13 protein-coding genes are annotated in these 12,961 nt (G+C 62.6%); 5 read left to right on the top strand and 8 right to left on the bottom strand.

Annotation, left to right across the window (positions count from 1 at the left end; all coding sequences use genetic code 11):
* Positions 1-122: 122 nt before the first annotated feature.
* Positions 123-1,520 (top strand): IS1182 family transposase, encoded by a 1,398-nt coding sequence (locus QNO18_RS10460; protein WP_283178777.1) that lies wholly within the window; start codon positions 123-125, stop codon positions 1,518-1,520.
* 130 nt (positions 1,521-1,650) lie between these two features.
* On the opposite strand, the gene QNO18_RS10465 is transcribed toward QNO18_RS10460, so the two are convergent.
* Positions 1,651-2,304 carry an RNA methyltransferase gene (locus QNO18_RS10465; protein ID WP_283177622.1) on the bottom strand — a complete coding sequence of 218 codons (654 nt, stop codon included), beginning with the start codon at positions 2,302-2,304 and terminating at the stop codon, positions 1,651-1,653.
* 393 nt (positions 2,305-2,697) lie between these two features.
* Here QNO18_RS10465 and QNO18_RS10470 point away from each other — a divergent pair, with 393 nt between their 5' ends.
* Both QNO18_RS10470 and QNO18_RS10475 read left to right on the top strand, forming a co-directional pair.
* A complete protein-coding gene (locus QNO18_RS10470; protein ID WP_283177623.1) occupies positions 2,698-2,820 on the top strand; it encodes a hypothetical protein in 123 nt (40 codons plus the stop codon).
* Complete coding sequence (locus QNO18_RS10475; RefSeq protein WP_283177624.1) at positions 2,817-2,987, top strand: hemin uptake protein HemP; 171 nt, start codon at positions 2,817-2,819, stop codon at positions 2,985-2,987. Before QNO18_RS10470 ends, QNO18_RS10475 begins: the two co-directional genes overlap by 4 nt.
* Positions 2,988-3,176: 189 nt before the next feature.
* On the opposite strand, the gene moaA is transcribed toward QNO18_RS10475, so the two are convergent.
* Positions 3,177-4,253, bottom strand: a complete 1,077-nt coding sequence (gene moaA, locus QNO18_RS10480) for a GTP 3',8-cyclase MoaA (RefSeq protein WP_283178778.1) — start codon at positions 4,251-4,253, stop codon at positions 3,177-3,179.
* Between the two features lie 110 nt (positions 4,254-4,363).
* On the opposite strand from moaA, the gene QNO18_RS10485 reads away from it, so the two are divergent.
* Positions 4,364-4,834: a hypothetical protein gene (locus QNO18_RS10485; protein ID WP_283177625.1), complete on the top strand. Its 471-nt coding sequence runs from the start codon at positions 4,364-4,366 to the stop codon at positions 4,832-4,834.
* Between the two features lie 29 nt (positions 4,835-4,863).
* On the opposite strand, the gene QNO18_RS10490 is transcribed toward QNO18_RS10485, so the two are convergent.
* Positions 4,864-6,261, bottom strand: coding sequence for an XRE family transcriptional regulator (locus QNO18_RS10490; protein WP_283177626.1), 1,398 nt, complete (start codon positions 6,259-6,261; stop codon positions 4,864-4,866).
* A 161-nt stretch (positions 6,262-6,422) separates the two neighbouring features.
* Between QNO18_RS10490 and QNO18_RS10495 the strand changes: the two genes are divergently transcribed.
* On the top strand, positions 6,423-6,866 hold the full coding sequence (locus tag QNO18_RS10495) for a GNAT family N-acetyltransferase (RefSeq protein ID WP_283177627.1): 444 nt from the start codon (positions 6,423-6,425) through the stop codon (positions 6,864-6,866).
* Positions 6,867-6,955: 89 nt separating this feature from the next.
* On the opposite strand, the gene trpE is transcribed toward QNO18_RS10495, so the two are convergent.
* The 5 genes from trpE to QNO18_RS10520 all read right to left on the bottom strand — a co-directional run bounded on the left by trpE (position 6,956) and on the right by QNO18_RS10520 (position 12,961).
* Positions 6,956-8,464 carry an anthranilate synthase component I gene (trpE, locus tag QNO18_RS10500; protein WP_283177628.1) on the bottom strand — a complete coding sequence of 503 codons (1,509 nt, stop codon included), beginning with the start codon at positions 8,462-8,464 and terminating at the stop codon, positions 6,956-6,958.
* Complete coding sequence (locus QNO18_RS10505; RefSeq protein WP_283177629.1) at positions 8,461-10,341, bottom strand: peptidylprolyl isomerase; 1,881 nt, start codon at positions 10,339-10,341, stop codon at positions 8,461-8,463. Before QNO18_RS10505 ends, trpE begins: the two co-directional genes overlap by 4 nt.
* 103 nt (positions 10,342-10,444) lie before the next feature.
* Complete coding sequence (locus QNO18_RS10510; protein WP_283177630.1) at positions 10,445-11,638, bottom strand: aminotransferase; 1,194 nt, start codon at positions 11,636-11,638, stop codon at positions 10,445-10,447.
* A 188-nt stretch (positions 11,639-11,826) separates the two neighbouring features.
* Positions 11,827-12,336: a xanthine phosphoribosyltransferase gene (gene gpt / locus QNO18_RS10515; protein WP_283177631.1), complete on the bottom strand. Its 510-nt coding sequence runs from the start codon at positions 12,334-12,336 to the stop codon at positions 11,827-11,829.
* Between the two features lie 13 nt (positions 12,337-12,349).
* Positions 12,350-12,961 (bottom strand): LysE family translocator, encoded by a 612-nt coding sequence (locus tag QNO18_RS10520; RefSeq protein WP_283177632.1) that lies wholly within the window; start codon positions 12,959-12,961, stop codon positions 12,350-12,352.

Consider the following 12,961-nt stretch of genomic DNA (forward strand, 5'->3'; position numbering starts at 1 on the left):
CTCTCGTCTCTAACGGTAAGGCCTCAAGCGGTCTCATTCTGTCAGGATTTCAAAGGGTTCACCAAGCCGACTGGGTTCTGTGACCGTGTCCAGATGTTACTACCCCCTACAGTCAGACGGTCCTGTTTCCGGACCGTCTCGAAGATTGGATCGATGAGGACCATCTGGTCCGTGTGGTCGATTTCTTCGTTGAGGAACTCAACCTTGTTGACCTGGGGTTCGTGCGCGCTGCCCATGCCCGCACGGGTCGCCCCGGTTACCATCCTTCTGTTCTGCTCAAGCTGTTCATCTACGGCTACCTCAACCGGATTCCGTCGAGCCGAAGGTTGGAGCGAGAGGCCGGGCGCAATGTCGAGCTGATGTGGCTGACGGGGCGCCTGGTTCCCGACCACAAGACCATCGCCGATTTCCGTCGCGACAACGGCCCCGGCATCCGCCGCACCTGCGCCCAGTTCGTGGAACTCTGCCGGCGCATCGGTGTGCTGAAGGGCGCATGCGTTGCCATCGACGGCAGCAAGTTCCGGGCGGTGAACTCCCGCGACCGGAACTTCACCAAAGGCAAGATCGCCAGCCGCATCGCCCATCTGGAGGCGGACGTAGAACGCTACATTGCGGAGATGGTCCGCGTTGATCGGCAGGAAGAAGGCGAGGTTCGGGCCGAGAAGGTCGCGCACTTGGCCAAACGTTACGGCCGCGTGCGGCAGCACATCCAGCATCTGCAGGAGTTGGATCGGGCCTTGGCCAGTGCTCCGGACGGCCAGATCTCCCTGACCGATCCTGACGCCCGCGCTATGGCAACCAGTGCCCGTAACAGTGGGAAGGTTGGCTACAATGTTCAGACCGCCGTCGATACCGAAACGCATCTGATCGTCGCGCAGGATGTCACTAACCAAGGCCATGATCGCGACCTGTTGGTGCCGATGGCAGGCGCTGCAAAAGAGGCTCTTCACCGCAACGAGATGCATGTGCTGGCTGACAAGGGCTACTTCAGCGGGCGGCAGATCCTGTCCTGCCACGAGGCGGGGATCACCACCACAATTCCGCGCCCCGAGACGTCGGGCAACCGGGCCAAAGGCCTGTATGTGAAGGCCGACTTCGCCTACGATGCCGATACGGATGTGTATCGCTGCCCTGCAGGGGAAGCATTGACTTACCGTTATACGACAGAGGAGGACGGGTTGGAGCTTCGGCGCTACTGGACCGGAGAATGCAGCAATTGCCCTGTAAAAGCGCGCTGCACGACCGGCAAGGAACGCCGGATCACACGGTGGGCGCACGAGCATCTTGTGGAAGCCGCACGCGCCCGACTGATCAGCCCTTCAGAACCCATGACGGTGCGCCGCAGCACGGTTGAGCATCCGTTCGGCACCATCAAGGCCTGGATGGGCACGTCTCACTTCCTGACCAGGAGGCTAAGGAACGTGAAGACCGAAATTGCTCTGAACGTTCTCGCCTACAACATCAAGCGCATGGTGGAGCTGATCGGGATCCAAGGCCTGATGACCGCGGTGAAGGCCTGAAAGCGGCGGGCCGAACAGCGTCCGACCAGAATCTATCGCCGTCCAGAGAAATTACCTCGATCACAGGCACCATGTGTCCTCGCGCGAGAGAGTTTCCACACAGCCTAAGCCCATTGCGGACGGTCGTTGGTTAAGGAGCGTCCCTGTCCATGACCAGAGGGAGAGGGGTCTCCCTTCGGCCCTTCCTGTCCCGTCTGCTGAAGACGCTTTGATAGGCGCGCCGCTGACGTGTCACCTCGTAGAGGACGATACCTGAACTGGTAGCAAGGTTCAGGCTTTCAATCATGCCAAACATCGGAACAGATACGCACATGTCGCTGTGTTCTACGGCTAGTGCACTGATCCCCCTGCTTTCGTTCCCGAACCATACCGCGAGCTTATGGTGTGCGGTATAATCGCCGTCGCTCAACAGGATATTTGTCCGCCCTTTGACGTGGGGCGAGGTGACAATTGATACGAAGCCGTTGCGCTCAAGATGAGCCAAGCATGCCTCAGTGCTGTCAAATCTCTTCACAAAGGTCCATTTGACACCGGAGACCGATGTGGAGGAGAGCGCTTTCTCATCCCGCATGTCACCCCAATCATTCGGCAGCTTCTTGCGTGGATCAATGATATAAACCTTCTCTGCGCCGAGAGCGTTGGCGTTTCGAATAACAGTGCCGATGTTTCTGATCTCGGAGGGGTCTTCGATAACAGCGATCAGGTTCTTGCAACGAAACGCCTTGATCTCGTCAGCACGTTGACGTGCGGCTGTTTTCGGTCGTGTTTCCGCTTCAACCTTCATGCCTAACACCACTTTGCCACATCATTATGGTCGCATTAAACGGCACAAACTGAGCTATGTCGACCGGCGGCTTTGTCCCGCGTAGCCGCCGTTCGTGTGCTCTGTAAGGCCGGGGAGTAGCAGCCGTTTAAGGCTGGCTTTAAGGGGCGCTTAACCGGGGCCGGGCAGGGCGCTCAGGCCCCGTTTTTTAGAAGTCGAATGGCGCAGGTTTGGGTGTCAAACAGTGCAGCTTTCGCTGTCACGCTACAACAACGCTACACCGAGGACTTCTGGAACAACGCCGATGACATCCTTGCTTGACATGACAAAGTAAATCAGTCAGGAATGTTCGCAGATCAGCCAGGCTCCTTGTGAGCGCAGCCATAAACTCTCTCACAGGCGATGGAGAAGACCATGACCCGACCTGCAACGGGCGACCGGCTTCCTTTGGCGGAGATGCTGCGCCAGGCAGCGGCCGGAACGGCCCCTTCGGCGGCACTGGAAGCTCTGATCGAACGGGTAGGGGCAGTGAAATGAACGCCCATACCGAGGCCACCCTGACCCCCTGGCTGCAAAATGACGCGACCCCGGTGCATGACGCGCGTGTTCTGACAGATGGTGGGTCCCTGGCAAAGATCGTGCTGGATGGCCAGGTTTATACCCTGCGCATCACGCGCCAGGGCAAGCTGATCCTGACCAAATAACATCGCCCTCCGAAGGCAACGCCTTGGCGCTTTTGCAGTTGGGATAACGATTTCACAACCGGTCCTGAATGGCGGGGGAATCCGCCTCAGACTTTCCCTCGTCCGGCAGCTCTCCCTCGTGCTGTCGAACGGGGGAATTTTATATGTGGTAAAGGGATAGCGGCGGGACCTGGTCGACGCCCAACCTGATCAGCCGCCAGTATGGCTCATATGCCGGCTCATCTGGCCCCGGATCAGACCCTTTGCACTGTTCGGGGAGGCACCGTTTGGGGGAGAGCCGTCCAGGGCGGCGCCGTCTGACTGCCGGCCGTAGTCGAAATCATGGCCCTTGGGCTTGCGGGCAATCGCCTCGCGGATTGCGGCTTCCAGCGGCGCCGGATCGTCCGGATGTAGCCGCAGCGGCGCGCGCAGATCGGCCATATCCTCCTGGCCGAGGCACATATAAAGCTCGCCGGTACAGGTCAGCCGCACCCGGTTGCAGCTTTCGCAGAAATTATGCGTGAGCGGGGTGATGAAGCCGATCTTCTGCGCGGTCTCATTGATCCGGACATAGCGCGCCGGGCCGCCGCTGCGTTCCAGCAGATCGGTCAGTGTGAAGCGTTCCGCCAGCCGGGCGCGCAACGCACGCAGGCTCCAGTACTGGTCGAGGCGGTTTTCCTCGCCCATCTCGCCCATCGGCATCACCTCGATGAAGGTGAGGTCATGGTCTTCGCGGGCGCACCAGTCCAAAAGCGGGAAAAGCTCGTCCTCGTTAAAGCCCTTCAGCGCCACGGTATTGATCTTGACCCGCATCCCGGCGGCCTTTGCGGCCGTGATGCCGTCAAGCACCTGCGCCAGCCGCCCCCAACGGGTGATGGCGGCGAATTTCTCAGGCACCAGGGTGTCGAGCGAGACGTTGATCCGCCTGACCCCCAGATCGGCCAGAGGCCGCGCGAAACGGGCAAGCTGACTGCCATTGGTGGTCAGCGTCAGCTCTTCCAGTGCGCCGGTCTGCAAATGCCGCGCCATCGCTTCGAAAAACGTCATGATGCCGCGACGGACCAGCGGCTCGCCGCCTGTCACCCGCAGCTTCGAGACGCCAAGTCTGATAAAGCCTGAACAAAGCCGGTCAAGCTCTTCCAGTGACAGAAGCTCGGCCTTGGGCAGGAAAGTCATATGTTCCGCCATGCAATAGGTGCAGCGGAAATCACAGCGATCCGTCACCGAGACCCGCAGATAGCGGATGGCGCGCGCGAAGGGGTCGATGAGCGGGGCCGGGTTGTTCATATGCTTAAAGTAGGGGCGGCGGGCCTGTGCCACAAGCTGCAATCTGGGTGCAGTCGCCTGCCAATCGGGGAGTTGCAGGCAAGGGGCGGGACGCCTATTCTGGCGTTATGATGAAACGCGCCCTTCTCCTCCTGTCGTTGTCCCTGGCTGTGCCGGGATGTTCCGTTTTCGAAGGGTTCGGCAAGGGAGGCAAGGCCCCTGCGGCGAATCCGGGCCTTGCGACCGAATTCGCGCCGGCGGTCACGACCACCGCGCTCGGGGCGAGCGGTCACAGCGCTGCGGCGCTGGACAAAACCTCGGATGCGGAAAAGGCGGCGGCCCTTGCGAAACCGGTCGCTTCGGGCGAACGCGAACTGGGCAAGGCCGTGGTGGCCCTCGGGCCGCCCGCTGAAACCGGCCTCTGGGTGCAAAGCGTGCTGGTCCAGACCAAAGGTCAGGGCCGGGTCGTGGCCCCCGGCGGCAAAACGCTCGCGGTTGAACTGCGCCCGGGCAGTGGCGGCGCGCTGATGTCGCTTTCGGCCTATCAGGCGCTTGGCCTGCCGCTGACCGGCCTGCCCGAGCTGACGCTTTACGGCAACTGAGCCGCATGGGCTTTGGTCGGCAATCTCCTTTAGTCGGCAATCTCATAGGGCAGCAGATCGCGGGTATTCGGATCGACCCTGAGCCGGCGTTCCAGCGGCGGCACCGAGCGCTGGTGGCAATTCATCCGCTCGCAGATCCGGCAGGAGATCCCGATCGGCTCGAACCGCCCGCGCGGGTCAAGACCGTCTGAATAGACCAGATCCGGTGCATGCTGGATCTCGCAGCCGAGGCCAATCGCATAGCGGCGCACCGGCGCGAGGAAGGCGCCGGCGGGTTTCGAGACTTCGCGCGCGAGGTTGAGATAGCGCACCCCATCGGGCGTCTCGACAAATTGGCGCAGGAATTTCCCCGGCGTTTCAAAGGCCTGGTGTACGTTCCACAAGGGGCAGGCGCCGCCGAACCGCGCGAATTGCAGCCGCGTCGCGGAATGGCGCTTGGTGATGGTTCCGGCCTGATCGACCCGGACAAAGAAGAAGGGGATGCCCTTGGCGCCTGGCCGCTGCAGGGTTGAGAGCCGATGCGCCACCTGCTCAATCGAGGCGCCAAAGAGATCAGCAAGCCGCTCCAGATCATGGCGTGTCTCGCGTGCGGCCTGCAAAAACGCGCGGTAGGGCAGAAGTGTGGCCCCGGCAAAGTAATTCGCAAGCCCGATCTTGGCGATATCGCGCGCCTCGGGCGTCGAGAACCGCGCCAGATCCAGCGTCGCCTCCAGCAGGTCATTCTGGGTGATCAGCGCCAGCTGGTGCAAAAGCTGAAACCGCTGCGTCGCATCCTGGGCCTGGCCCGAGATCACCAGCCGCCGCGTTGACGGGTTGTAATGGCGGACCGGCACGCCGGTCTCATAATGCAGCGAGACGCCGCGCTGGCGCAGCAGGTCCTGGGCCAGCCGCACCACATCGCGCTTTGGCTCTCCCGATCCGGCAAAGATCTCGGCCGCCCGGTCAACCGCATCGATATAATTGTCGCAATAGTGGAAGAAGTCGCGCACCTCTTCCCAGGGGCTCGGTTTCAGGCCGATATCCTCGCGCCCCAAAGCCTCATCAAGCGAGGCCAGCCGCTCATGGCTTTGCCGGTAAGCACGGTGCAGGTCGAGAAAAGCCCGCGCCAGAGCCGGCGCATTCGAGGCCGCCAGACGCAGATCCGCAAGCGGGGGATTTGACGCCGTAAAGACCGGATCGGCCAGCGCCTCGCGCATATCGGAAACCAGCCGCTCGCTCTCGCCCACCGTCAGCTCGGTGACATCAAGGCCGAATTCCTGCGCCAGCGCGAGCACCACCGCCGCCGAAACCGGGCGGTGATTGTTCTCCATCTGGTTCAGATAGGGCAGCGAAACGCCAAGTTTATCGGCAAAGGCTTTTTGCGTCAGGCTCAGCCGCCCGCGGATCTCGCGCAGCTTGACCCCGGCATAGAGTTTTTGCGTGGCCATATCGGGCTCCGTATTTGCAAATCGCAAGATCCATTTGCAAAGATAGGTGGTCAAGCGGATTCGCCGGCTGCTGGCGCTATCATCCCGCAGAATCTGGCGCTGCCCATCGCAGGGCGGGCAGGGGCAGGGTGGGCGGGTGAATTCCAGCGAGGACCCAGCCCATGGCACAGATCGAAATCCGCCCGCTCCGCGCCTCTGATGAACCCGAATGGCGCCGCCTCTGGGCCGATTACCTGAGTTTCTACGAAACCTCGGTGCCGGAAGAGGTGTACCGATCCAGCTTTGACCGCCTCATCGGCGATGATCCGCAGGATTTCTCGGGCCTGATCGCGCTGGTCGATGGCAGGCCGATGGGGCTTACGCATTTCCTCTTCCACCGCCATGGCTGGAAGATCGACAATGTCTGCTATCTGCAGGATCTCTATGTCTCCCCCGAGGCGCGCGGCACCGGCCTTGGGCGCAAGCTGATCGAAGCGGTCTACCGGATCGCCGATGAAAAAGGCGCCCCCGGCGTCTACTGGCTGACGCAGGAGTTCAATACCACCGCCCGCCAGCTCTATGACCGCATTGCAAAAGTGACGCCCTTCATCCGCTATTCGCGCTGAAGAGCCTCATTTTCTGTCCTGAAATATCCCGGGGGAGCGCGGAACGCGCGCGGGGGGCTGGCCCCCCGCATCTGCTATCAGTCAAAAGCTCAGCCGTTGCCGCGCCGCGTGAACAACCCCGCATCCTGGGCTGCACGCCGCAGGGCATTGGATTTATTGACGGTTTCCTGGTATTCCGCCTCGGGGTCGCTGTCATAGACCACGCCGCCGCCGGCCTGGATATACAGCTTCTCATCCTTCAGGACAGCCGTGCGCAGGGCGATACAGAAATCCATCTCGCCATTGGCCGCGAAATAGCCGCAGCCGCCGCCATAGACGCCGCGCTTTTCCGGCTCCAGCTCGTCGATGATCTCCATCGCCCGCACTTTCGGCGCGCCCGAGACCGTGCCTGCAGGCAGCCCCGCCAGCAAGGCCGACAAAGCATCCTCGCCCTCGCGGATCTGGCCCACCACATTCGAGACGATATGCATGACGTGGCTGTAGCGCTCGATCACGAATTTCTCGGTCGGGCGCACGGTGCCCATCTTCGCGACCCGCCCCACATCATTGCGCCCCAGATCCAGCAGCATCAGATGTTCGGCAAGCTCTTTCTGATCGGCCAGCAGATCGGCCTCCAGCGCATTATCCTCTTCCACCGTCGCGCCGCGCTTGCGGGTGCCGGCGATGGGGCGGATCGTCACCTCACCATCCCTCAGTCGCACCAGGATCTCGGGGCTGGCACCGACCACCTGATAGGGGCCGAAATTGAAGAAGAACATGAAGGGCGACGGGTTCGTGCGCCGCAACGAGCGGTAAAGTGCGAAGGGTGGCAGCGGGAAATCCATCGTCCAGCGCTGCGACGGCACGACCTGGAAAATATCACCGGCGCGGATATAATCCTTCGCTTTCGCGACCGCTGCTTTATAGCCGTCATGGCTGAAATTCGAGGTCAGCTCGCCCGAAATCGCCACACCGTCGATCTCGCGCTGTACGGCAGGCGCCCGGTCAAGATCGCGCAGCGCATCCATCACCCGCTCAGCCGCCTGGGCATAGGCCGCCCGCGCGGTGACACCCTTTTCATACCAGGCCGGCGCTACCACGATCACTTCGCCGCGCACCCCGTCCAGCACCGCCACGACCGAGGGGCGCATCAGCACCGCATCGGGCAGGCCAAGCGGATCCGGGTTCACATCCGGCAGATGTTCCACCAGCCTGATCATGTCATAGCCAAGATAGCCGAACAGCCCGGCAGATGCCGCCGGCAGATCATCGGGCATGTCGATATGGCATTCGGCGATCAGGGCGCGCAGCGTGTCGAGCGGATGGCCTTCCAGCGCGGTGAACCCATCCGGATCAAACCGCGCCGAGCGGTTGATCTCGGAGGCTTCCCCCCGGCACCGCCAGATCAGATCGGGCTTCATGCCGATGATCGAATAGCGCCCGCGCACCTCGCCGCCGGTTACCGATTCCAGCATGAACGTGTCTTTGCGCGCCTCGCCCAGCTTGAGCATCAGCGAGACCGGCGTATCCAGATCCGCAGCAAGCCGGGCCCAGATCAGCTGGTTTTTCCCCTCTCCCCAGGCTTTCTCGAAGGCGTCGAAAGAGGGTTCCAGTTTCATTGCAGGCCCGAATTCACTTGGTTGATGGCGTTTTGATTAAGGGTCATGCCCGCTTTGTCCGCCACACTGGTGGTGAAGGCGGTGAAAGCATCCTGCGCGACTGCCTGTTCCAGCTGCGACGAGATCGCGGCTTTCAGCGCTTCGGCCTCATCGCCGGTTTCCGCAGCCGCGGTCACGTGATCCAGCCGCAACAGGCCGATAAAGCTGCCTTCCTCGATCAGTCGGATATCGCCGGCCTTCATCGCGAAGGCGGCTTCCAGCACCGAGGCCGGGATGTTTTCCGTCGTGGCCCCGTCGCGCGAGGTCTCGGCCACGGTCTCGACCGTGCCCAGCGTCGCGAAATCAGTGCCGCTTTCGGCGGCGGTTTTCAGTTCCAGCCCGCGCGCATCCAGTGCGGCGCGAAGGTTGCTTTGCTGCAGCGCCGCCAGCACTTCAGACCGCGCCTCGTCAAAGGGGATCGGCGTCGGTGGCACCATCTCGACGAATTCCAGCGCCACGACACCGCCGTCATCCAGCGTCACCGCTTCGGGGAAATCGCCTTGCTTCAGGGCACCGGCAGCTGCGCGAAAGGCCTGGTAGCCTTCGAGCTTGTTGCCGGTCTGCGCGCCCGGACCGGTGGCGACATAATCGATCTGGCCGAGTTCCATCCCGGTCTGGGTGGCAAGCTCATCAAGGCTGGCACCGCCGGCAAGGAGGTCGTCGATCTCGTCGATCTTATGATTGATCTCAAGGCGTGCGGCTTCCAGCTTCACTTCCTGGGCGAGATCGTCATGCGCTTCTTCAAATGTGGTCTCTTCGCCCGGCAGCACGCCGTTGATGCGGAAGAGGGCCGGGCCAAGCGAGGTTTCTGCCGGAATAACAGCGCCTTCGGTGGCTGCAAAGACTTCGGCTCCCGCCGCACCAAGTTCAGTTTCCGAGACATCGCCCATATCGACCGCATCCATCGACAGGCCGCGCGCGGTGACGAGATCCTCGAATGTGGCTTCGCCGGACGTCAGCCGCGCCAGGGCCGCTTCGCGCGCCGCCTCATCGGGATAGACCAGCCGCTCGACAAGCCGGCGCGGCGGGATCACAAATTCCGAAATCCGCGCGTCATACATCTTGCGGATCGCAGCCTCATCGACCGGCAGGCCAGTGGCGATGGTTTCCGGGAGCAGAACCGCATAGCGCAGCCGCTTTGATTCGCCGCGGGTGAAATCCGCGATATTGGCGTCATACCAGGCCTTCAGCGCCGCTTCATCGGGTTCAGTCAAAGGCGCGGTGAGGCTGGTTTCCGTCAGCCGGATCAGCGAGAAGCCGCGCCGCTCTGCCACCCATTTATAGATCACATCGGTGGTGGCCCCGGGCGCGGCAAAGCCGCCGGTCACCGCGCCGGACAAAAGCGCGCGGGCTGCGTCACGGCGCAGGCTTTCCTCGAAATCGGCCTCGCGCCAGCCGGCACGGCTCAGCGCCTCGCGGTAGACGCTACGGTCAAAGGTGCCGGAACTGCCGATAAAGGCCCGTTCCTTCATGACTTCCTGCGCGACAGTCGCATCGCCGACCGAGAGCCCTGCCGAAAGCGCCGCATTGTCCAGAGCCGCGCGGGTCACGAGGCCCGCAAGCGCCTGGCGGTCGATGCCAAAGGTGATCGCCTGCTGCACCGGGATTTGCGTGCCGAATTGCTGCGACAGTTTCGCCGCCTCGTCGCGCACGGCCTGGGCGTAATCGCGCACCGGAATGTCGATCTTGCCGACCGAGCCTATGGAATTGATGGTGCCGCCGAAATTGCTGACACCAAAGCCGCCAAGCCCGAGGATCAGCATGCCGGTCATCAGCCAGGTCAGGGCCGAGGTGCCCTTGTTCTTCTTCTTCGGCTGATCATCAGGGCTTTTGGCCATGTCGCGGGCTCCGGTCAGAACGTTTGCGCCTGTCTAAGGGCAAGCGGGGTGTGGGGCAAGGGCAGGGGCGTCACGCTTTCGCGGGAGGCGATAATCGGGCGTGTCAGGGTCTGAAGTCGCGCAGCCGGCGGAACATTTCGGCGATGCCGTCGCAGTCGATATTGGCGAAAGCGATGCGGATCTGGCGGCGGCCGGCCTCGGACCCTTCGGGCGTAAAGAAGGTGCCGGGCAGCATCAGGATGGCGCAGTCATCCACAAGCCGGCGGCACAGATCATCCGAGGCGAGGTCGAACGGGTGTTCCACCCAGGCGAAATAGGCGCCGCATCCCATCAGCACCCAGTCGGTCAGGGCGCTGAAGCCTTCGACCATGGCTGCGCGCCGCTTCAGGATCTCCTGACGCTCGCCCTCGACCCAGGGGCCAAGGTTGCGCATCCCCCAAAGCGCGCCGGTCTGGCCCAGCTGGTTCGGGCAGATGGCGATGGTGTCGAGCACTTTCTCGATCTCCGTGAGAAGTGCTGCAGAGGCGACAATCGCACCAACCCGGTGGCCGGTCATCCGGTAGGCTTTCGAAAAGCTGTAAAGCTGGATCACCGTCTCGCCCCAGGCGGGATCTTCGAAAAGATCATGCGGGCGTCCGCCGGTCTGCGGCGAATGGCGGCTGTCGAAATCGCGATAGGTCTCGTCGATCACCAGCGCGATGCCATGCGCGCGGGCAAGATCATAAAAGGCCCTGAGCGTGGCGGACGGATATTCGACACCGCCGGGGTTGTTCGGCGTGACCAGCACGATGGCACGGGTCTTCGGCCCGATCAGCGCCGCCGCTGCTGCCGGGTCGGGGATCAGCGAGGCGCCGGTTTCCAGCACGCGCGTGGTCACGCCGCTCATATCCAGCCACATTTTATGATTGAAATACCATGGCGTGGGCAGGATGACCTCGTCGCCCGGGCCGGCAAGCGCGGCGAGGGTCGCGCAAAAAGCCTGGTTGCAGCCCTGGGTGATCGCAACCTGGTCCGGAGCTATCGTGCCGGAATAGGCGCGGGAAAACTGGCCCGCGATCTCTTCGCGCAAGGCCGTAATGCCCAGGACGGGCCCATAGAGATGCGCGTCAGGGTCATTCAGCGCGGCATCGGCGATGGCCTGGCGCAATTCCAGCGGCGGGATCTCCAGTGGCGCGGCCTGGCTTACATTGATCAGCGGGCGGTTCGCGGGAAAGCTCTTGCCCTGGATCCAGCGCCGCGCCTCCATCACCGGCGGCAGTTCGGTTGCACCCAGATTTGGATTGAGGGGAAGAGACATGGCCGGCTCCTGTGCCTGATGGCTGATGTGGAGCGGGGGGCTGCCTGCCCCCCGGGCCCGTTCCGGGCCTCCCCCCGGGAGTATTTGTGTCAAGAGGAAGAGGCTGGATTTCCTCTTGATCTAAATACTCTCAGGGGGTGAATTGCGCCTTTCTGGCGCAAGAGGGGGCGGAACGCCCCCGTTCCCGATCAGTCGGTGCCGCGATAGGGCTGCACATATTGCAGTGCCATATCCCAGGGGAAGAAGATCCAGGTGTCCTGGCTGACCTCGGTGACATAGGTGTCGACCTGCGGCTTGCCATGCGGTTTGGCATAGACGGTGGCGAAATGTGCTTTCGGGTAAAGCCTGCGCACCAGCTCCAGCGTCTTGCCGCTGTCGACGAGATCATCGACCACAAGGATGCCGGAGCCGTCTTGCATCAGCTCGGGCTGCGGTGACTTGGTCACCACCGCCGAGGCCTGCGCCTGGTGGTTGTAGCTTTTCACGCTGATCGTATCGATCACGCGGATATCGAGCTCGCGCGCCACGATCATGGCCGGCACCAGCCCGCCGCGTGTGATCGCGACCACGGCGCGCCACTGGCCGCCTTCGCCCGGGCCCTTGCCATCCAGCCGCCAGGACAAAGCCCGCGCATCGCGGTGAATCTGGTCCCAGCTGATATGGAACCCTTTCTCATGTGGCAGGCGGTCAGCGGCCATTGGCGTCCTCTGGTCAGGTAGCGGCGATTTTAAAGCTGAGAAGGGCGAGTATGCCACCGAAACACCGGTCAATCACGGTTTTCAGCCGGGCATAGGCGTGGCGGGTCCGCTCAAGCGAGAAGAGCCGCGCGATCAGAAGGTTAAAGAGCACCTCATTGAGGAAGACCGCGATCAAAAGCGCGGTCAGCCAGGGCCAGGTGGTGCCCGGCGGCACGGTGCCGACAAAGATCGCGCCGAAAAACACCGCGGCCTTGGGATTGGAGAACTGGGTGGCAAGCCCAAGCCAGAGCGCGGCCAGCGCGCCACGCGGCGGATGATCACTGTTATCGCCCAGGGGTTCGGGCGCGTGACGCCACATATTGAACGCGATCCATAGAAGGAACAGCGCGCCCACGATCTTGAAGCCCCAGAACAGCGCCGGGGCGAGTCTGAACAGCACCGCCAGCCCGAAAAGCGCTGCCAGTGCCCAGAACACCGCCCCGAAGCCGATGCCGCAGGCGAGAAAGAAGCTCGTGCGCATGCCTTCGGTCACAGCCGTTCGCGCCGTCATCAGAACCGCCGGGCCCGGAGAGGCCGCGGCGATCAGATGCAGGACATAGGCTGCGAGGAATGCGCTGAGGCCCAT

This window comes from Gemmobacter sp. 24YEA27, assembly GCF_030052995.1.
Taxonomy (GTDB): domain Bacteria; phylum Pseudomonadota; class Alphaproteobacteria; order Rhodobacterales; family Rhodobacteraceae; genus Pseudogemmobacter.

Bases quoted from the DNA above. Each gene is read 5' to 3' on its own strand.
- QNO18_RS10465 (WP_283177622.1), bottom strand. From the start codon at position 2,304: ATGAAGGTTGAAGCGGAAACACGACCGAAAACAGCCGCACGTCAACGT.
- QNO18_RS10470 (WP_283177623.1), top strand. From the start codon at position 2,698: ATGACCCGACCTGCAACGGGCGACCGGCTTCCTTTGGCGGAGATGCTG.
- QNO18_RS10475 (WP_283177624.1), top strand. From the start codon at position 2,817: ATGAACGCCCATACCGAGGCCACCCTGACCCCCTGGCTGCAAAATGAC.
- moaA (WP_283178778.1), bottom strand. From the start codon at position 4,253: ATGAACAACCCGGCCCCGCTCATCGACCCCTTCGCGCGCGCCATCCGC.
- QNO18_RS10485 (WP_283177625.1), top strand. From the start codon at position 4,364: ATGAAACGCGCCCTTCTCCTCCTGTCGTTGTCCCTGGCTGTGCCGGGA.
- QNO18_RS10490 (WP_283177626.1), bottom strand. From the start codon at position 6,261: ATGGCCACGCAAAAACTCTATGCCGGGGTCAAGCTGCGCGAGATCCGC.
- QNO18_RS10495 (WP_283177627.1), top strand. From the start codon at position 6,423: ATGGCACAGATCGAAATCCGCCCGCTCCGCGCCTCTGATGAACCCGAA.
- trpE (WP_283177628.1), bottom strand. From the start codon at position 8,464: ATGAAACTGGAACCCTCTTTCGACGCCTTCGAGAAAGCCTGGGGAGAG.
- QNO18_RS10505 (WP_283177629.1), bottom strand. From the start codon at position 10,341: ATGGCCAAAAGCCCTGATGATCAGCCGAAGAAGAAGAACAAGGGCACC.
- QNO18_RS10510 (WP_283177630.1), bottom strand. From the start codon at position 11,638: ATGTCTCTTCCCCTCAATCCAAATCTGGGTGCAACCGAACTGCCGCCG.
- gpt (WP_283177631.1), bottom strand. From the start codon at position 12,336: ATGGCCGCTGACCGCCTGCCACATGAGAAAGGGTTCCATATCAGCTGG.
- QNO18_RS10520 (WP_283177632.1), bottom strand. From the start codon at position 12,961: ATGGGCCTCAGCGCATTCCTCGCAGCCTATGTCCTGCATCTGATCGCC.